The organism is Streptomyces sp. NPDC037401 (assembly GCF_055602345.1).
In genome coordinates this window covers 34,229-51,915 of the sequence record NZ_JBVJWO010000027.1, presented here as the reverse complement: position 1 = coordinate 51,915, position 17,687 = coordinate 34,229, and the positions used below count along the sequence as shown (strand labels likewise).

15 protein-coding genes are annotated in these 17,687 nt (G+C 72.7%); 1 reads left to right on the top strand and 14 read right to left on the bottom strand.

Features of this window, described 5'->3' with window-relative positions; all coding sequences use genetic code 11:
* Positions 1-153: 153 nt before the first annotated feature.
* A complete protein-coding gene (locus ACZ7H1_RS26115; protein ID WP_470790237.1) occupies positions 154-1,701 on the bottom strand; it encodes an MFS transporter in 1,548 nt (515 codons plus the stop codon).
* 117 nt (positions 1,702-1,818) lie between these two features.
* Between ACZ7H1_RS26115 and ACZ7H1_RS26110 the strand changes: the two genes are divergently transcribed.
* On the top strand, positions 1,819-3,891 hold the full coding sequence (locus ACZ7H1_RS26110; protein ID WP_470790193.1) for a S9 family peptidase: 2,073 nt from the start codon (positions 1,819-1,821) through the stop codon (positions 3,889-3,891).
* Positions 3,892-3,969: 78 nt separating this feature from the next.
* Here the strand turns inward: ACZ7H1_RS26110 and ACZ7H1_RS26105 are convergent, their stop codons facing one another.
* The 13 genes from ACZ7H1_RS26105 to ACZ7H1_RS26045 all read right to left on the bottom strand — a co-directional run bounded on the left by ACZ7H1_RS26105 (position 3,970) and on the right by ACZ7H1_RS26045 (position 17,637).
* The gene (locus tag ACZ7H1_RS26105; RefSeq protein WP_470790192.1) at positions 3,970-4,986 is read right to left on the bottom strand and encodes an ABC transporter ATP-binding protein; all 1,017 of its coding nucleotides are present in this window, start codon (positions 4,984-4,986) and stop codon (positions 3,970-3,972) included.
* Complete coding sequence (locus ACZ7H1_RS26100) at positions 4,983-6,050, bottom strand: ABC transporter ATP-binding protein (RefSeq protein ID WP_470790191.1); 1,068 nt, start codon at positions 6,048-6,050, stop codon at positions 4,983-4,985. The genes ACZ7H1_RS26105 and ACZ7H1_RS26100 overlap by 4 nt, the downstream gene beginning before the upstream one ends.
* Positions 6,050-7,036 (bottom strand): ABC transporter permease, encoded by a 987-nt coding sequence (locus ACZ7H1_RS26095; RefSeq protein ID WP_470790190.1) that lies wholly within the window; start codon positions 7,034-7,036, stop codon positions 6,050-6,052. Before ACZ7H1_RS26095 ends, ACZ7H1_RS26100 begins: the two co-directional genes overlap by 1 nt.
* A complete protein-coding gene (locus tag ACZ7H1_RS26090) occupies positions 7,033-7,977 on the bottom strand; it encodes an ABC transporter permease (protein WP_470790189.1) in 945 nt (314 codons plus the stop codon). Before ACZ7H1_RS26090 ends, ACZ7H1_RS26095 begins: the two co-directional genes overlap by 4 nt.
* Positions 7,978-8,006: 29 nt before the next feature.
* Positions 8,007-9,755: an ABC transporter substrate-binding protein gene (locus tag ACZ7H1_RS26085; RefSeq protein WP_470790188.1), complete on the bottom strand. Its 1,749-nt coding sequence runs from the start codon at positions 9,753-9,755 to the stop codon at positions 8,007-8,009.
* Between the two features lie 177 nt (positions 9,756-9,932).
* Entirely contained in the window at positions 9,933-10,652 is a 720-nt protein-coding gene (locus tag ACZ7H1_RS26080; protein ID WP_470790187.1) for a GntR family transcriptional regulator, read from the bottom strand.
* Positions 10,653-10,693: 41 nt separating this feature from the next.
* Positions 10,694-11,620 (bottom strand): ornithine cyclodeaminase family protein, encoded by a 927-nt coding sequence (locus ACZ7H1_RS26075; protein ID WP_470790236.1) that lies wholly within the window; start codon positions 11,618-11,620, stop codon positions 10,694-10,696.
* Between the two features lie 50 nt (positions 11,621-11,670).
* Positions 11,671-12,690 carry a proline racemase family protein gene (locus ACZ7H1_RS26070; RefSeq protein WP_470790186.1) on the bottom strand — a complete coding sequence of 340 codons (1,020 nt, stop codon included), beginning with the start codon at positions 12,688-12,690 and terminating at the stop codon, positions 11,671-11,673.
* Positions 12,687-13,691 (bottom strand): proline racemase family protein, encoded by a 1,005-nt coding sequence (locus ACZ7H1_RS26065; RefSeq protein ID WP_470790185.1) that lies wholly within the window; start codon positions 13,689-13,691, stop codon positions 12,687-12,689. Before ACZ7H1_RS26065 ends, ACZ7H1_RS26070 begins: the two co-directional genes overlap by 4 nt.
* Before the next feature lie 34 nt (positions 13,692-13,725).
* Entirely contained in the window at positions 13,726-14,637 is a 912-nt protein-coding gene (locus tag ACZ7H1_RS26060; protein WP_470790184.1) for a dihydrodipicolinate synthase family protein, read from the bottom strand.
* 75 nt (positions 14,638-14,712) lie between these two features.
* Positions 14,713-16,152 (bottom strand): FAD/NAD(P)-dependent oxidoreductase, encoded by a 1,440-nt coding sequence (locus tag ACZ7H1_RS26055; RefSeq protein WP_470790183.1) that lies wholly within the window; start codon positions 16,150-16,152, stop codon positions 14,713-14,715.
* Positions 16,133-16,444, bottom strand: coding sequence for a (2Fe-2S)-binding protein (locus ACZ7H1_RS26050; protein WP_470790182.1), 312 nt, complete (start codon positions 16,442-16,444; stop codon positions 16,133-16,135). Before ACZ7H1_RS26050 ends, ACZ7H1_RS26055 begins: the two co-directional genes overlap by 20 nt.
* Positions 16,441-17,637 carry an NAD(P)/FAD-dependent oxidoreductase gene (locus ACZ7H1_RS26045; protein ID WP_470790181.1) on the bottom strand — a complete coding sequence of 399 codons (1,197 nt, stop codon included), beginning with the start codon at positions 17,635-17,637 and terminating at the stop codon, positions 16,441-16,443. The genes ACZ7H1_RS26050 and ACZ7H1_RS26045 overlap by 4 nt, the downstream gene beginning before the upstream one ends.
* Positions 17,638-17,687 lie beyond the last annotated feature (50 nt).

Genomic DNA, 17,687 nt, shown 5'->3' with positions numbered 1-17,687 from the left:
GAGGTTTTTGTCCCCTCCCCCCCCCTTTCGCCGCCAGCTGCCGAACGCGGGCCTGCCTCACCAGGAAGGCCGGGACGGCAGGGACGGCAGGGACGGCAGGGACGGCAGGGACGGCAGGGCCCGTGCCGGCCGGCGGCAGGGCACGGGGGTCGTTCAGACGCTGCCCGGGGTGCCGGCCGGGCTGTGGTTGCCCTGAAGGCGTTCGCGGTCCGAGGGCCGGACCTGGATGACGAAGAGCGCGATGACGGCGGCCGCGAGGGCGAAGACCGCCGCGGCGACGAAGGCCGCGCTGACGCCGGAGGTCAGGACCTCGTCGCCCCAGGGGTCGGGCAGCTGGCCGGTGCGCTCGAACAGGGCGCGCTGGGCGGGGCCGGCCTCGGCGAGGAAGGCGGGCACCTGGGTCTCGGCCGCGTTGCGGCTGGCCGTGCCGAAGACCGTGACGAGGATGGAGAGGCCGAGCGAGCCGCCGACCTGCTGGGTCGCGTTGAGCAGGCCGCTGGCCGCGCCCGACTCGCGGTCGGGGACGTTCGACAGGGCCATCAGCGTCAGCGAGATGAACATCATGCCCATGCCGAGGCTGAACACCAGCATCGGGCCCAGCACGCTGCCCAGGTACGTGGAGTCGACGTCGGTCAGGGTGAGCCAGGACAGGCCGGCCGCGGCGAGGATCGCGCCGACCACCATGAACGGCTTGGGGCCGTACTTCGGCAGCAGCTGGGAGGTGATGCCCGCGCCCACCGCGATGACCGCGCTGACCGGCAGGAAGGCGAGGCCCGCCTGCAGGGGGCTGAAGCCGAGGACGTTCTGCACGAAGAGGGTGAGGAAGAAGAACATCCCGAACATCGCGCAGGCGAGGAAGAGCATGATGCCGTACGTTCCGGCGCGGTTGCGGTCCGCGAACATGTGCAGCGGCGTGATCGGCTGGCTCGAACGCCGCTCGATCAGGATGAACAGCACGAGCAGCACCACCGCGGCGCCGAAGGAGGCGAGGGTGAGGGGGTCGCGCCAGCCGTCCTGGGCCGCGCGGATGAAGCCGTAGACCAGGGCCACCATGCCGAGGGTCGAGGTGAGCGCGCCCGCGAAGTCGAAGTGACCCGTGTGCCGTTCGGATTCCTTGATGACCTTGGGGGTGGCCAGGGCGATCAGCGCGGCGATCGGGACGTTGACGAAGAGGACCCAGCGCCAGTCGAGCCACTCGACGAGCAGGCCGCCGGCCAGCAGGCCGATGGCGCCGCCGCCCGCCGAGACGGCCGCGAACACGCCGAACGCCCTGTTGCGTTCGGGGCCTTCACGGAAGGTCGTGGTGATCAGGGCGAGCGAGGTCGGCGAGGCGATGGCGCCGCCGACACCCTGGAGGGCGCGGGCGGCCATCAGCTGGCCGGCGTTCTGCGCGAAGCCGCCGAGCAGCGACGCGACGCCGAAGAGCACGACACCGAAGATGAAGACGCGCCGCCTGCCGAGGATGTCGCCCGCGCGGCCGCCCAGCAGGAGCAGTCCGCCGAACGTGAGCGTGTAGGCGTTGACGACCCAGGACAGGCTCTCGGTGGAGAAGCCGAGGTCCGTCTGGATGTGCGGTAGCGCGATGTTCACGATCGTGATGTCGAGAACAACCATGAGCTGGCAGGAAGCGATGACCAGGAGCGCGAGGTTCCCGCGTCCGCTTTTGCCCTCTTGGACCTTGCCGTCGGTCCCGGTGCTGATCGGCAGATCGTTCCGGTCCACCCTTCCGACGCTAAGCCGGGACGGGGAGTGTTACCACTCGAACAGGCTAAGGCCGCGGACCTGGAACAGTGTAATTTCACATGTCACACTGCTGTTATGGATTCCTTCCTCCAGCTCTCCGCCCGGACCGGGCGCTTCACCTACGGCGCCCCGCGCGCCGCCGCCTTCGGTGACGACGGGCGGCTGTTGTACTTCCTGCGCTCCTCCGGACCGGCCGACCCCGTCGACTCCCTCTGGGTCCTGGACACCGCCGATGGCACCGAGCGGCTGCTCGCCGACCCCGCGCTGCTCGCACCCGGCGGCGGCGAGCTGCCCGCCGCCGAGCGGCGGCTGCGCGAGCGGATCCGGCTGTCCGCCCCCGGCATCGGTGCGTTCGCCCTGGCGGGTACGGGGACCTGCGCGGTGTTCGCACTGTACGGGCGGGTGTTCCGGGTCTCCGTGCCCGGCGCCGCCACCGCCGACGGCGCCGCCGGTCCCGAGGAGGTGGCGGTCGCCGGACCCGCCTTCGACCCGCGCCCCAATGCCGACGGCTCGCGGATCGCGTACGTCACCGGCGACGCCCTCCACGTCTGGCCCGGCGGCCTGGTCAGTCCCGCCGACGGGGCCCGCTGGGGCGTGGCGGAGTTCGCCGCCGCCGAGGAGCTCGGCCGCTCCCGCGGCCACTGGTGGTCTCCCGACGGGGTGACGCTGCTCGCCGCGCGGGTGTCCGAATCGGCCCTGCCCCGACGCTACTTCGCCGATCCGACGCACCCCGAGCGGGCGCCGGAGGACTTCGCCTACCCGCAGGCCGGCGGGCCCAACGCCGACGTGCAGCTGTGGGTGCTGGGACCGGACGGGGACCGGGTGCGGCTGGAGTGGGACGCGGACGCGTTCCCCTACCTCTCGCAGGCCTCCTGGGAGTCGGCCGGCGAGATCCTGCTGACCGTGCAGGACCGGCTCCAGCAGAACGTACTGCTCCTGACCGCCGACCCGGCGACCGGCCGGACCCGCGAACTGTCCCGTACGTCCCACCCCCAGTGGGTGGACCCGCTGCCCGGCACCCCCGCCCGGCTCCCCGACGGCCGGATGCTCACCTCCGCCGACACGCCCGGTGGCGCGGCCCGGGGCCTGGCGGTCGACGGCAAGCTCCTGACCGGCGCCGACGTCCAGGTCCGCAGGGTGGTCGGCGTGCACGGCGGGGCGCTGCTGGTGGAGGCCGGCCGGCGCGACCCCTCCGAACAGCAGGTCCTGCTGATCGACCCCGGCAGCGGCGAGGTGCGGCCGCTCGCCGACGGGCCGGGCGTGCACACGGCCGAGGCCAAGGCCGGCGCCCTGCTGATCACCTCCGCCGGTCCCCGGGGGATCCGGCGGACCGTACGGACCGCGGACGGGCGCGAGTCCGGCCCGCGCGACCTCTCGGAGCCGCTGCCGTACGCCGTCGGACCGCGGCTGGCCCGGGTCACCGAGCACCGGGTGCCGACCGCGCTGGTGCTGCCCCGCGGCCATGTGCCGGGCGAGCGGCTGCCCGTACTCCTCGACGTGTACGGCGGTCCCGGCTACCAGGCGGTGTCCGCGGAGCCGAGGCGCTGGCAGCACCAGCAGTGGTGGGCGGACCAGGGCTTCGCGGTCGTCACCATCGACAACCGCGGCACGCCGTTCGTGTCCCCTGCCTTCACGCACGCGATGTACCGCGGATTCTCTGATGTGACATTGCACGATCAGGTGTCGGCGCTGCGGGAACTCGGCGCGCGCCATCCCGAGCTGGACCTGAGCCGGGTCGGGGTGCGCGGCTGGTCGTACGGCGGCTATCTGGCCGCCCTGGCGGTGCTGCGCCGGCCGGACGTCTTCCGCACCGCGGTCGCGGGCGCGGCGCCGACGGACTTCCGCCTCTACGACACGGCGTACACCGAGCGGTACCTCGGGCTGCCGCAGGAGAACCCGCAGGTGTACGAGCGGGACTGCCTGATCCCCGACGCGCCCGCGCTGACCCGGCCGCTGCTGCTGGTCCACGGCCTGGCCGACGACAACGTGCACCCGTCGCACACCCTGCGCCTGTCGCAGGCCCTGACCGACGCCGGGCGCCCCCACCAGCTGCTGGCCCTGCCGGGGGTGACCCACATGACCCCGGGCGGTGTCAACGAGAAGCTGATGGCGCTCGAACTCGACTTCCTGCGCCGCACGCTCGCCTGAACCGGGTGACCGGACCGGGCACGGGGAAGGGCCCCGGAGACGTCGTTGTCTCCGGGGCCCTCTTCCCGTGGTTCCCCGTCAGACCCCCGGGAAGTGACAGGCCACCTCGCGCGCCTCGCCCGGTGAGGCGATGCGCAGCAGGGGCCGTTCGGTGCGGCACAGGTCCTGTGCCTTCGCGCAGCGCGGGTGGAAGGTGCAGCCCGGCGGCGGGGCGGCCGGGCTGGGCGGGTCGCCGAGCAGGGTGATGCGTTCGCGCCGGCGCTCGGCGGCCGGGTCGGGCAGCGGTACAGCGGACAGCAGCGCCCGGGTGTACGGGTGCTGGGGGTCCTCGTACAGCGCCCGCTTGTCCCCCGTCTCCACGATCCTGCCGAGGTACATCACGGCGACGCGGTCGCTGACGCGCTTGACGACGGACAGGTCGTGGGCGATGAACACGTAGGCGAGGCCGAGTTCCGCGCGCAGCCGTTCCATCAGGTTGACGATCTGGGCCTGGACGGAGACGTCGAGGGCGGAGACCGGTTCGTCGGCGATGATCAGGCGGGGGCTGGTGGCGAGCGAGCGGGCGATGCCGATGCGCTGGGCCTGGCCGCCGGAGAACTCGTGCGGGTAGCGGTCGATGTGCTCGGGGATGAGGCCGACGAGTTCCATGAGCTCGGCGGCCCGGTTGCGGGCGTCGGCGGCGCTCCAGCCCTGGACCAGCAGCGGGTCGGAGATGATCCGGGCGACGGTCTGGCGGGGATTGAGGGAGGAGTGCGGGTCCTGGAAGACCATCTGGAGGTGCTTGCGCAGGGGCCGCATGCCGCCCTGGGACAGCCGGCTGATCTCCTTGCCCTCGAAGGCGATGCTGCCGGAGGTGGGCTGGAGCAGCCGGACGAGCATCCGGCCGGTGGTGGACTTGCCGCAGCCGGACTCCCCCACCAGGCCGAGGGTCTCGCCCGCGGCCAGATCGAAGGAGACGCCGTCGACGGCCCGGACGGGGGCTCCGCGGCGGCCGGTGACGCTGCGGCGGCCGGGGAAGGTCATGGTGAGGTCGCGGACGGAGAGCAGCCGGTCGCCGGCCTCGGCCGGGGCCGTGGTGACGGGGGTCGTGGTCATCGGGCCGCCTCCTGGACGGCGCCTGCGAAGTGGCAGGCGGTCATGCGTGACATGTCACCGTACGGTGTGAACGCCGGACGCTCGCCGGTGCAGCGCGCCCGCTCCTGGTCGGTGCCCGCGGCCGCCCGCGCACAGCGGGGTGCGAAGGCGCAGCCTGGGGCGGGTGCGAGCAGGGAGGGCGGCGAGCCGGGGATGGCCCGCAGCGGTTCGTCGTCGGTGTCGTCCAGCCGTGGCAGGGAGTCGAGCAGCCCGCGCGTGTAGGGGTGCGCGGGTTCGGCGAACAGGGCGTCGACCGAGGCCTGTTCGGCGGCCCGGCCGCCGTACATGACGAGCACCTCGTGGGCGACGCGTGCGACCACGCCCAGGTCGTGGGTGATCATCACGACGCCGAGGCCGCGCTCCTGCTGGATCCTGGCGATCAGTTCGAGGATCTGCGCCTGGACGGTGACGTCGAGGGCGGTGGTCGGCTCGTCCGCGATGAGCAGGTCCGGCTCGCACGCCAGCGCCATGGCGATCATCGCCCGCTGGCGCATGCCGCCGGAGAACTGGTGCGGGTACTCCCCCGCCCGGCGGGCGGGTTCCGGGATGCCCACCTCGCCGAGCATGTCCACGGCACGCTTGCGCGCGGCGGCCCGCCCGGCCCGGAAGTGCACCCGGAAGTGCTCGGCTATCTGCTCTCCGACCGTGTAGTAGGGGTGCAGGCTCGACAGGGGGTCCTGGAAGATCATCGCCATGCGCCGGCCGCGGAGCTTCGACAGCTCCTTCTCGGGCATGCCGACCAGTTCCTGCCCGTCGAGGGCGATGGAGCCGCCGACCTCCGCGCCGCGGTGGAGCCCCATCACGGCGAGGGAGGTGACGGACTTGCCCGATCCGGACTCGCCGACGATGCCCAGCGTGCGGCCGGCCTCTACCGTGAACCCGAGCGAGTCGACGGCCCGTACGCTGCCCCGCGGGGTGCTGAACGTGACGTGCAGGTCCCGCACTTCGAGCAGGGACCGGGGACTCTTCGCGGCCTTGGCGGCGTTGGCGGCGTTCGCGGCCTGGGCTGACTTGTCGGGTGTCATCAGTACCTCACCCTCGGGTCGACGACGGCGTACAGGAGGTCGACCGCGAGGTTGGCGACGACGATGAAGAAGGCGGCGAGCAGGGTGACGCCGAGCACCACGGGCTGGTCGGAGCTGACCAGTGCGCCGTAGAACAGCCGCCCGATGCCGGGGAGTCCGAAGATGGACTCGGTGATGACGGCTCCGGCGAGCAGGCCGCCGAGGTCCATCCCGAAGATCGTGAGGATGGGGGTCATGCCGGAGCGCAGGCCGTGTTTGACGACGACGGTGCGTTCGGGCATGCCCTTGGCGCGGGCGGTGCGGATGTACGGCTCGGCCATCGCCTCGATCATCGAACCGCGGCTCTGGCGGGCGTACATGGCGGCGTAGAGCAGGGCGAGTGCGGTCCAGGGCAGGATCAGGTTGGCGGCCCAGCCCGCGGGGTTGTCGGTGAAGGCCTGGTAGGTGGGGTACGGCAGGAGTCCGGCGATGCGGATGACGCCGTAGATGAGCATCACGGAAGTGAAGTAGACGGGCAGCGAGGCCGCCGCGACCGCGCCGACCATCAGCGCCTTGTCGGTGACGGTGTCCTTGCGCAGGGCGGCGGTGACGCCGGCGCCCAGGCCCAGGAGCAGCCAGAGCACGGCGGCGCCCACCGCGAGGGACGCGGAAACCGGGAGCCGGTCCATGAGGAGGTCCCAGACCGGCAGGGAGTTCTCGTACGAGTAGCCGAGGCACGGGAAGTCACATGTCACCGCGTACTGTCCCGTGCCCAGGGTGCGCCCTGTGAAGATGCCGGTGACGAACTCCGTGAACTGGCTCCACAGCGACCTGTCCAGGCCGAGGTATTCGCGTACCACGGCGAGCCGTTCGGGGCTGCAGGTCTTGCCGCAGGCTGCTGCCGCAGGGTCCGAGGGCAGGACGTAGAAGATGAGGAAGGTGACGGCGGCGATGGCGAGGAGCACGCCCGCGAGGGCGGCGAGCCGGCGCACGAGGTAGAGGATCACGTGCGGCCGCCCCTCGGGTCGAGGATGTCGCGCAGGGCGTCACCGAGCAGGGTGAAGGCGAGCACCGAGAGGAAGAGGAAGGTGCTCGGGATGACGAAGTACATGGGGTCGGTCTCGTAGAAGGCGACGCTCTCGGCGATCATCTGGCCCCACGAGGGGGTGGGCGGGCGGACGCCGACGCCGAGGTAGCTCAGCGCCGCCTCGGTGCTGATCATGCCGGGGATGAGCAGGGTGGTGTACGCGATGACCGGGCCGGAGACGCCGGGGAGGATGTCGCGGGTGAGGATCCGCCAGGGTCCGGAGCCGCCGACGCGGGCCGCGTCGACGTATTCGCGGTGCTTGAGGGAGAGGGTCTGGCCGCGGACCACCCGGGCGACGCCGGGCCATCCGAAAAGGCCGATGACGGCGGTCATCAGCACGATGCGGTTGACGTCCTTGGCCACCGACAGCATCGCGATCATGAAGATCAGCGAGGGGAAGGACATGGTGAGGTCCATCAGGCGGGACAGGACGGCGTCGGTGCGGCCGCCGAAGTAGCCGGCGGCGATCCCGGCGGCGGTGCCGGCGAGGACGACGATCGCCGTGGCGGCGAAGGCGATCAGGAGGGAGACCTGGGCGCCGTGCACGACGCGGGCGAACAGGTCGCGTCCGGTGACGGGTTCGACGCCGAGCCAGTGCTCGGGGCTGATCCCGCCGAAGGAACCCAGCGGCAGGCCGCCGAGGTAGGGGTCGACTGCGGACTTGTCGAACTCGTCCGGGGACCAGCCGCCGAGTGCGCCCAGCCAGGGGGCGGTGGCGGCCATGAGGACGAAGAGGACGACGACGGAGAGGCTGATGCGGACGGCGGGGCGGCGGCGGAGTTCCCTCCGGGCGAGCTGCCAGGGGCTGCTGCCCGGAGGGACTGCCGCGGCCGGCGCGGTACCGGCGGCGGTGGCGGTCACGGTGGTGTGGACCTCGCTGGCCTTCGCCCTCAGCCCTGGCTCTTCGAGGGGTCCTTGAGGCCGATGGTGGCGTAGTCGAGCTGTCCGACCCAGACGGGGTGGCCGAAGGCTCCGGCGATGTTGGGGCCGACGAGCAGCGGCTTGCGCTCCAGCAGGACGGGGACGGCCGGGGACTTGGCCATGATGGCCGCGTCGAGCTCGATCCAGGCCTGGTTGGCCTGCGCCGGGTCGGACATCGCGTTGATCTCGTCGATGCGCTTCATGGTCGCGTCATCGCGGAACTGCGCGTAGTTGCCGCTGTTGCCCTTGACCTTGATGGTGCGGCCGTCGAAGACGAAGGGGAGGAAGGTGGAGCCGGAGGGGTAGTCGGGGCACCAGCCACTGAGCACCATGTCGGGTGCCGTTGTAGTGTCACCGATCACGTCGTAGTAGGCGCCCGGGTCGACCGTGTCGATGACGACCTGGATGCCTGCGCGGGACAGGCCCTGCTGGATGGCTTCGGCCTTGGTCTTGTCGCCGGTCGAGACGGCGAGCGAGACCTTGAGGCTCGTCTTGCCGGCCGCCTTGAGGAGTTCCTTGGCCTTCGCCGGGTCGCCGGCCGGGGCGATCTTGACGGTGTCGGCCTGCTTGCCGCCGGAGAGCGCGGACGGGAGGTAGGCGGTGGCGATCTCGTTGAGGGCGGGGCCGCCCGCGGCGGTGAGCAGGGACTCCTTGTCCACGGCGTACTGGAGGGCCTCGCGGACCTTGGGGTCGTTGAACGGCGCGCGGGAGGTGTTCATCTGGAGCATCTCGGTACAGCCCTGGGACTCGGCGAGCAGCCGCTGCTTGACGTCCGCCTTGGGAAGCACCTTGGGTGCGCTCTCGGGCCGCATGTCGGACCACTGGACGGCGGAGGCGTCGGCGCCGCTGCCGGCGATGATCCGGTCGTCGATCTGGCCGCCCTTGAGGCCCATGACCACGACGAACTTGTCCGGGTAGGCCTTGCGCACGGTGTCGGTCTTCGGGTCCCAGTGCTCGTTGCGGACCAGGACGAGCTTCTTGTCCCGGTCGTACGACTCGATCTTGTACGGCCCGGAGGAGAACGGGCGGGCGTCGTACTGGGTGCCCTTCTCCTTGGACTGCGGGACGGGCGCGAAGGTCGGGAGGGTGGCGGTCGCGGAGAACTCGGCGACGGGGCGGTTCAGTTCGAAGACGATCGTGCGGTCGTCCGGGGTCTTGACGGAGTCGAGGTGCTTGCCCTGGAGGGGGCCCGTGTAGCCCTTCGCGCCGGCCAGGTAGCGGGCGGCGTAGTCGGGGCCGCCGGTGAGGTCCGGGGAGAAGGAGCGCTCGACGTTGTACTTGACGTCCTGGGCCTTGATCGGGGTGCCGTCCTCGTACTTCAGGCCTTCTTTGAGGGTGAAGGTCCAGGTGCGGCCGCCGTTGGAGGACTTGCCGAGGTCGGTGGCGAGGTCGGGGACCAGCTCGCTGCCCGCCTTGCCGGGCTCGGCCTTGAAGGTGACCAGCGTGCGGTAGAGCAGGCGGGTGCCGAAGTCCATCGTCGGCATGACCCAGTTGCGGGCCGGGTCCAGGTGGGCGAAGTCCTGGTTCGACAGGACGGTGAGGGTGCCGCCCTTGACCGGGGTGCCGCCGATGATCCGGCCGTCGTTGCCCGCCGCGGGGTTCGAGGCGCCGGAACCGCCGCCCGCCTTGCCCTTCGTCGTGCCGGAGCAGCCCGAGGCGCCGAGTGCGAGAGCAGCCACCAGGGCGGTGGCGAGGGCGAGTTGGGTGCGCTTGGTCATAGGTCACTCCAGGGAAGGGCCGCTCTAAGGTGTGACCGGTAACATAGTAATGTGAAATTGTACTGACAAGACTTCCGTCGCCTCGTTATCCAGCCGTGTCCAAATGGCCTTCCCCAAAAGCAAGTTGGGGCCCGGACCAGGAGGTCCGGGCCCCGATCAGGGCATGCTCAGGGTGGATCAGGCCGGGCGGCCATCACCGAAGCGGCGCGGCCAGCCCATGCCTACCGGCTCGTCACGGCCCTGGGCCCACAGCGAGCGCACGTGCCCGAGGTGGCGGCCCATGCAGGCCTCCGCCCCCGGGGTGTCCCGGGCGAGCATCAGGTCGAGCAGCTCCAGGTGCTCCTCCGCGGACGCGACGAGCAGCCCCGCCTCGTCCAGACCCGTCAGGCCGTAGAGCCGGGAGCGCTTGCGCAGGTCGCCGACCGTCTCCACGAGCCGGTCGTTGCCCGAGAGCCCCAGCAGGGTCAGGTGGAAGCGGCGGTCGGCCTCGAGGTAGCCGATGAGGTCGTGCTCGCGCGCGCTGCTGACGATCTCCTCGGCGATGGGCCGCAGCGCCTCCAGCTGCTCCGCCTGCGCGATCTGCGTGACGATGCCGATGGTCGGCACCTCGATCAGCGTGCGCAGCTCCGTGTACTGGTCGAGGTCCCGCTCGCTGACTTCGGTGATGCGGAAGCCCTTGTTGCGGACCGGTTCCACCAGGCCCTCGCGGGCCAGGTCGAGCATCGCCTCGCGGACCGGGGTCGCCGAGACGCCGAGCTCCGCGGCGAGGCCGGGCGCCGAGTAGACGTTGCCGGGCCGCAGCTCACCCGCTATCAGGGCTGCTCGGAGGGCATGGCCGACCTGGTCGCGGAGCCGTTCCTGGGCCTTGATGAGACTGTGCTGCTTCAGGTCACCCATTGCATTTCCTCCGAGAAATCGCAGAGGAACAGCGTACAATGTCACGTTTCGCTGTTCGCCCCGGCAGCGAGGTACAGAGCCACCGCCACTGCGAGATCTTCCCAGGCCATGCCCACGCTCTTAAAGACCTGTGGACAACTCATCGGGCTGCCCGGCCGCGCGCCCCTGACCAGGTCCGCAAGGGTTCCGGTGACATGTCCCGGCCCAATGGCCCCTTCCGCCTCGGGGATCAGCAGGTCTCCGGCCTCCCGCAGGGCCGCCGCGCGGGACTCGACGTACACCGCTGCCCTGCGTATGAGCGCGGTGTCGGTCTCCCGCGCGTCGGGCTCGTGGGACCCGACTGCCACGACGGTGGCGCCGGCGGCCACCAGCCGACCGTCGAAGAGCGGTTCGCGGGCGGTGGTGCAGCACACCACCAGGTCGGCGCCCGCGACGTCGGCGGCGGTACCGGTCCGGGAGGCGGGGACCAGCGACCGTGCGTACCCGGCGAGTTCGGCCCCGGCGGCGGCGTTGCGCGCCACCACCACGACCTCGGCGAGCTCCCGGACCGCGAGGACCGCCTCGAGGTGCCCGTACGCCTGCGGTCCCGAGCCGAAGAGCACCATCCGCAGCGGACCCGGCGCGGCGAGGTGCCGTACCGCCAGCGCGGAGACGGCGGGGGTGCGCAGCGCGGTGAGGGCCGCGCCGTCCAGCAGGGCGAGGGGGTGCAGGGTGGTCCCGTCGAGCAGCAGGTAGCTGCCGGTGATCCGGGGCAGGCCGCGGGCGGCGTTGCCGGGCGCGACTCCGGCGATCTTGACGCCGGCGTAGTCGCCGGACGCGGCCGGCATCAGCAGGAGTTCGCCCGCGGGGACGGCGACGCCGGTGCGGTGCGGGCAGGTTTCGGGGTCGAGCCCGTCCTGGAGCACCCGGGCGACCGCCTCGACCGCGGCGGCGGGGGTGAGGAGTCCGGCGATCTCCTCGGCCCCCAGCAGCACCAGGTCCTTGAGCCCGGCCGCGCCGCCTGTGCCGCCCGGGCCGCTCACAGCAGGAATCCGGTGCCGAGGCTGTCGTACGGGTCGAGGACGAAGGTGTGCTCGCCCGTCCGGTACGCGGTGCCGGTGACCTCGGTGACGCCGTCGCCCAGGATCCGCCCGGTGAAGACCGTGCCGGCGACGGACTCGTGGAGGAGGTCCTCGCCCGGCGAGAGCAGGCCGTCCTCGGCGAGCAGCGCGAGCCGGGCGGAGGTGCCGGAGCCGCACGGGGACCGGTCGATCTGACCGTCGGCGAACACGGTGACATTGCGCTGGTGCGGACCGAACGGCGTCTCGGGCAGTTCGTCGTAGAGGATCACCCCGTACACCCCGGACAGCAGCGGTCCGTCGGGGTGCCAGGTGCCGGGGTGGGTGGCGAGTGCCGCCCGGATCTGCTGTCCGGCGCTGACGAGTTGGGGCAGCGAGGCGCGTTCGACGCTGAGGCCGAGGGACCGCGCGGACACCGAGGCGTAGCAGGCTCCGGCGTGGGCGATGTCGGCTTCGGCCAGCCCGAAGCCGGTGGCGACGGGCACTTTGCGGGCGGTCACCCTGGCGGGGACGTTGCGGAAGGTGACCCCGGTGGTGCGGCCTTCGGTGCGGTGGACGGTGGCGGTGACGCGTCCGGACGGCACGTCGATGCGTACCTGTGCGCTGCCGTCGTCGGGGGCGGGGACCAGCCCGCTGTCGACGGCCCAGGCACCGAGGGCCATGGTGCCGTGGCCGCATGCGGTGGAGTAGCCGTCCTTGTGCCAGAACAGCACGCCGAGGTGGGCGCCGTCGTCGTCGGGCGGCACGAGGAACCCTCCGTACATGCCGGCGTGCCCGCGCGGTTCGCGCACGAGCAGGCGGCGTACGTCGTCCAGCGGGCCGCGCCGGGGGGCGGTGCCCGATCCGCCGGGGCCGATGGCGGTGGCGCAGCGTTCGGCGACGGTGTCGCCGGGGGCGGGCGGGAGGCCCCCGGTGACGATGCGGAAGGGTTCGCCCGCGGTGTGGTAGTCGGTGGTGCGGACCGTTGTCGGCGCGCTCACAGCAGGAACCCTCCGGGGAAGGGGTCGGTCGGGTCGAGGAAGTACTGGGCGGTGCCGGTGATCCAGGCGCGTCCGGTGACGGTGGGCACGACGGCGGGGAGTCCGCCGACGGTGGTCTCCGCGACGAGGCGGCCGGTGAACTCGGTGCCGATGAAGGACTCGTTGACGAAGTCGCGGCCGAGGGGGAGTTCGCCGCGGGCGTGCAGCTGGGCCATCCGGGCGGAGGTGCCGGTGCCGCACGGGGAGCGGTCGAACCAGCCGGGGTGGATGGCCATGGCGTGCCGGGAGCGGGTGGCGTCGGAGCCGGGGGCGGCGAGGTAGACGTGCTTGACGCCGGAGATGGCGGGGTCCTCGGGGTGGACGGGCCGCTGCGGCGAGGCGTTGATCGCGTCCATGATCGCGAGTCCGGCCTTGATCAGGTCGTCCTTGCGGGCCCGGTCGAAGGGCAGGCCGAGGTCGTCGAGTTCGACGAAGGCGTAGAAGTTGCCGCCGTAGGCAAGGTCATATGTGACATTGCCGTATCCGGGGACGTCGGCCTTGAGGCCGAGACCGACGCTGAAGGCGGGGACGTTGGTGAGGGTGACGGAGGTGGCGGCGCCGTCGTCCACGCGGACGTCGACGCTCACCAGTCCGGCGGGGGTGTCCAGACGGACGGTGGTGACGGGTTCGGTGACCGGCACCATTCCGGTCTCGACGAGGACGGTGGCGACCCCGATGGTCCCGTGTCCGCACATCGGCAGCAGACCGGACACCTCGATGTAGAGCACCCCGCAGTCGGCGTCGGGGCGGGTGGGCGGCTGCAGGATGGCTCCGCTCATGGCGGAGTGCCCGCGGGGCTCGAACATGAGCAGCGTGCGGAGTTCGTCCATGTGCTCGATGAAGTGCAGTCGGCGTTCGGCCATGGTGGCGCCGGGGATGACGCCGACGCCGCCGGTGATGACCCGGGTCGGCATGCCTTCGGTGTGCGAGTCCACCGCGTGGTAGACGTGACGGGTACGCATCTGGGTCCCCTCCTCTTCTCCTGGTGGGCCGGGGTTAGTTGAGGCCCTCGGCGAGCGCCTTCTCGGTGGCGGCGCGGACGGCGGCCTCGACCTCGCCGGTCAGGGGGAAGCGCGGCGGGCGGGTGGCGCCGCCGGGACGGCCCGCGAGGTCCATGGAGAGCTTGATGGCCTGGACGAACTCCGTCTTGGAGTCCCAGCGCAGCAGCGAGTGCAGGGACTTGTAGAGGGGCAGGGCGGTGTCGAGGTCCCCGGCGACGGCGGCGCGGTAGAGGGTGGCGCAGGACCGGGGCAGGGCGTTGGGGTAGCCGGCGATCCAGCCGACGGCGCCGGCGAGGGCGAGTTCGAGGAGGACGTCGTCGGCGCCGATGAGCAGGTCGAGGCCGGGGGCGAGTTCGGCGATCTCGTAGGCGCGGCGGACGTCTCCGCTGAACTCCTTGACGGCGACGATGCTGCCGTCGGCGTGCAGGCGGGCGAGCAGGGCCGGGGTCAGATCGACCTTGGTGTCGATGGGGTTGTTGTACGCGACGACGGGTACCCCGGCGCGGGCGACCTCGGCGTAGTGGGCGCGCACGGCGTCGTCGTCGGCGCGGAAGGCGTTCGGCGGGAGCAGCAGGACGGAGCCGGCGCCGGCTTCGGCGGCCTGGTCGGCCCAGCGGCGGGACTCGGCGCTGCCGTAGGCGGCGACGCCGGGCATGACCCGGTCCCCGTCGCCCGCGGCTTCCACGGCGGTGCGGACGACACGGGCGCGCTCGTCGTCGGTGAGGGTCTGGTACTCGCCGAGCGAGCCGTTGGGGACGACGCCGTCGCAGCCGTTGGCGATCAGCCAGGCCACGTGTTCGGCGTAGGCGTCGTAGTCGACGGACCGGTCGTCGCGCAGGGGTAGTGCAGTGGCGACCATGATTCCGTGCCAGGGACGGGTGCGGTCGGGGGTGGACGCGTGGGTCATGGCAGGACTCCCTAGTGTGATGTGTGACATTTTACTAGTCGCTGTGTGTCGGCCACAAGGGCCGCACGGTTCTGATCAGCGGTCAGCGGGCAGGTCGGCGAGGTGTTTCAGCGGCACCGGGCAGGACAGCGGGCGCCGGTCGGCATCGGGGCCCGAGCCGGCGAGGGCGGCGACGGCCTGGCCGCACATGCGGCCCTGGCACCAGCCCATCCCGGCCCGGGTGAGGAGTTTGACGGTCCGTGCGTCGCGGGCGCCGAGCTCGCGGGCGGCTTCGCGGATCCGGCCGGCCGGCACCTCCTCGCAGCGGCACACGTCGGTGTCGTCGGTGAGCCAGCCGGTCCAGCCCGTGCCGGGCCGGTGGGCGGCGCCCATCGCGTCGGCGAAGGCCCGCAGCCGGCCGCGGCGCCGGACCAGGGCGGCGGGCAGCGGCACGCCGGCGACCGAACGGGCCGCCAGCTCCCCTTCCACGAGGGCCAGCTGGGCGCCCCCGATGCCTCCGGTCTCGCCCGCGGACCAGATCCCGGGCACGGAGGTGCGCTGCGCGGAGTCGAGGATGAGGGCCACCGTGCCGTCGGCGGCGAGGCGGGTCGCGCAGCCGAGTCCGGTGGCGAGTTCGAGCTGCGGTACGAGGCCGTGGCCGACGGCAAGGGCGTCGCAGGGGATGCGGCGTCCGGTCCCGGGAACGGGCCGCCAGTCGCGGTCGAGCCGGGCGACGGTGACGGCCTCGACCCGGTCGGTGCCGTGTGCCTCGGTGACGGCGTGCCGGGTGAGCAGCCGGACCTGATGGCGCAGCAGGGCGCTGCCGTACACGGCGCCTTCGGCGAGTTTGCCGGGATTGCGCAGCAGGGCGGGGAGCCGGCCGGCGTAGGAGGCGTAGGAGGCGGCCTCGGCGACGGCGGGTACCCGCGCTCCGGCGGCGGCGAGGGAGCCGGCGACGGCGAGCAGCAGGGGTCCGCTGCCGGCCACGACCACCCGGCGGCCGGGCAGTACCAGGCCGGACTTGAGCATGGCCTGGGCTCCCCCGGCGCCGATGACCCCGGGCAGGGTCCAGCCGGGGAAGGGCAGTTGGCGTTCGTACGCGCCGGTGGCGAGCAGGACGGACCGGGCCCGGACGGTGGCGGGGTGCTCCTCGGGTCCGGCGAGTGCGTGCAGGACCCAGCCGCCGGGGGCGGTGTCGCGCGCCGGGACGACGGTCCAGACGTGGTGGGAGGGGAGGTGGGTGATCCGGCCCGCGGCCTCGTGCGCCCGCAACCGCTCCTCGCGCGAGGAGAACGCCGCCCAGTCGTGGTGGAGGGCCTCGGGGCGGTCGGCGCCGAGGGCGGGCGCGGGGTGGCGGTAGTACTGGCCTCCGGGGCGCTCGCCCGCGTCGAGGACGGTGACGCGCAGGCCGAGGTCCGCGGCGGTGACGGCGGCGGCGAGGCCGGCGGGACCGGCGCCGACGACGGCGAGTTCGGTGACCGGTGACACTGCAATGTCACCCGTGCCGTGTCCGGGGTCAGACGCCGAGGTCGCCATGGCCGGTCCCTTCCTGTGTGGTGACGGTGTCGCCCGGGCTCGCGGGGACCAGGCAGGCCCGCTGGTTGGGCCGGCCGTTGACGGTGATCAGGCAGTCGTAGCAGCTGCCGATGCCGCAGAAGGCGCCGCGCGGGGCGCCGCCGTCCCGGGTGGTGCGCCAGGCGAGGATGCCCGCGCCCCAGAGCACGGCGGCGATGGTCTGGCCCGTCTGCGCGGGCAGGGCCCGTCCGTCGAAGTCCAGGCTGAAGACGGCGTCGGCGGTGCCGCCGACGAGGTCGCGCGGGTGGCTCACCGGCCGGCTCCGTTCGCTCGGTTGGTCGGATCGGCCCCGGGGTCCGTCCCGAAGCGTTCGGGGCGGAACGGCCGGAGGTCCAGGGCGGGTTCCGCGCCGGTCAGGGCCTGCGCCGTCAGCAGTCCGGTCCCGGGCGCCAGGCCGATGCCCGCGCCCTCGTGGCCGCAGGCGTGGTACAGCCCCGGGACGCGCGGGTCGGGCCCGATCGCCGGCAGGTGGTCGGGCAGGTACGGCCGGAAGCCGTGGTAGGTCCGCAGCACGCGGACGTCCGCGAGGACCGGGAAGAGGGCCGCGGCCTGGCCGGCCAGGCGCCGCAGAGCCTCGGTGGACAGGGAGCGGTCGAAGCCGACCCGTTCGCGGGTGGCCCCGATGAGCACCGGTCCGGAGGGGGTGCCCTCGACCACGGCCGAGGACTGCAGCGCGGCGGAGTCGCTCGCCACGTCGGCGATGTAGTCGGCGGCGTACACCTTGTGCCGTACGACCCGCGGCAGCGGTTCGGTGACCAGGACGAAGCCCCGGCGGGGCAGGACCGGCAGGGTGGTGCCGGCCAGTTCGGCGATCCGGCCGCCCCAGGTGCCGGCGGCGTTGATCACGGCGGGGGCGGACAGTTCGCGCCGCGCGGTGCGCACGCCGCGGACGGCTGCGCCGGGGCCGGTCAGGATGCCGGTGACCTCCTCGCCCAGGTAGGTCCGGGCGCCCGAGGCGTGCAGCAGCCGGGCGGCGGCCTGGGCGGGCTGGACTTGGGCGTCCTGCGGGTAGTGGAAGCCGCCGGCGAGGCCGGGGGCCAGGTGCGGTTCCAGTTCGGGCAGTTCGTCCGGGGTGATCTCGCGGGCGTCCACGCCCGCGGCCCGCTGGCCCTCGGCGAAGGTGCGCAGGGCCTTGAGCGTGGTTTCCCCGGGGGCCACGACGAGCCCGCCCTTGGGCTCGTACTCGGCCTCCGGGGGGAGCACTCCCGGTGCGGCGGCCAGCTCCTGCCAGAGTCGGGTGGACAGCAGCGCGAGGTCGAGCTCGGGGCCCGCCTCCTTGTCGGAGACGAGCAGGTTGCCTTCTCCGGCACCGGTCGTGCCACCCGCGACGGGACCGCGGTCGACGACTGCGACGGAGAGTCCGGAGCGGGTTGCGTAGTACGCGCACGCGGCTCCGACGACGCCTGCGCCGATGATCACGGCGTCCAGGGAGTGTCTGTTGGGCACGACAGTAATATGTCACATTCTTCAGAGGTGGCCAAGGGTCCCGGTACGGC

Coding starts and splice junctions, on each gene's coding strand:
- ACZ7H1_RS26110 (WP_470790193.1), top strand. CDS start 1,819: ATGGATTCCTTCCTCCAGCTCTCCGCCCGGACCGGGCGCTTCACCTAC.
- ACZ7H1_RS26105 (WP_470790192.1), bottom strand. CDS start 4,986: ATGACCACGACCCCCGTCACCACGGCCCCGGCCGAGGCCGGCGACCGG.
- ACZ7H1_RS26100 (WP_470790191.1), bottom strand. CDS start 6,050: ATGACACCCGACAAGTCAGCCCAGGCCGCGAACGCCGCCAACGCCGCC.
- ACZ7H1_RS26085 (WP_470790188.1), bottom strand. CDS start 9,755: ATGACCAAGCGCACCCAACTCGCCCTCGCCACCGCCCTGGTGGCTGCT.
- ACZ7H1_RS26080 (WP_470790187.1), bottom strand. CDS start 10,652: ATGGGTGACCTGAAGCAGCACAGTCTCATCAAGGCCCAGGAACGGCTC.
- ACZ7H1_RS26065 (WP_470790185.1), bottom strand. CDS start 13,691: ATGCGTACCCGTCACGTCTACCACGCGGTGGACTCGCACACCGAAGGC.
- ACZ7H1_RS26060 (WP_470790184.1), bottom strand. CDS start 14,637: ATGACCCACGCGTCCACCCCCGACCGCACCCGTCCCTGGCACGGAATC.
- ACZ7H1_RS26055 (WP_470790183.1), bottom strand. CDS start 16,152: ATGGCGACCTCGGCGTCTGACCCCGGACACGGCACGGGTGACATTGCA.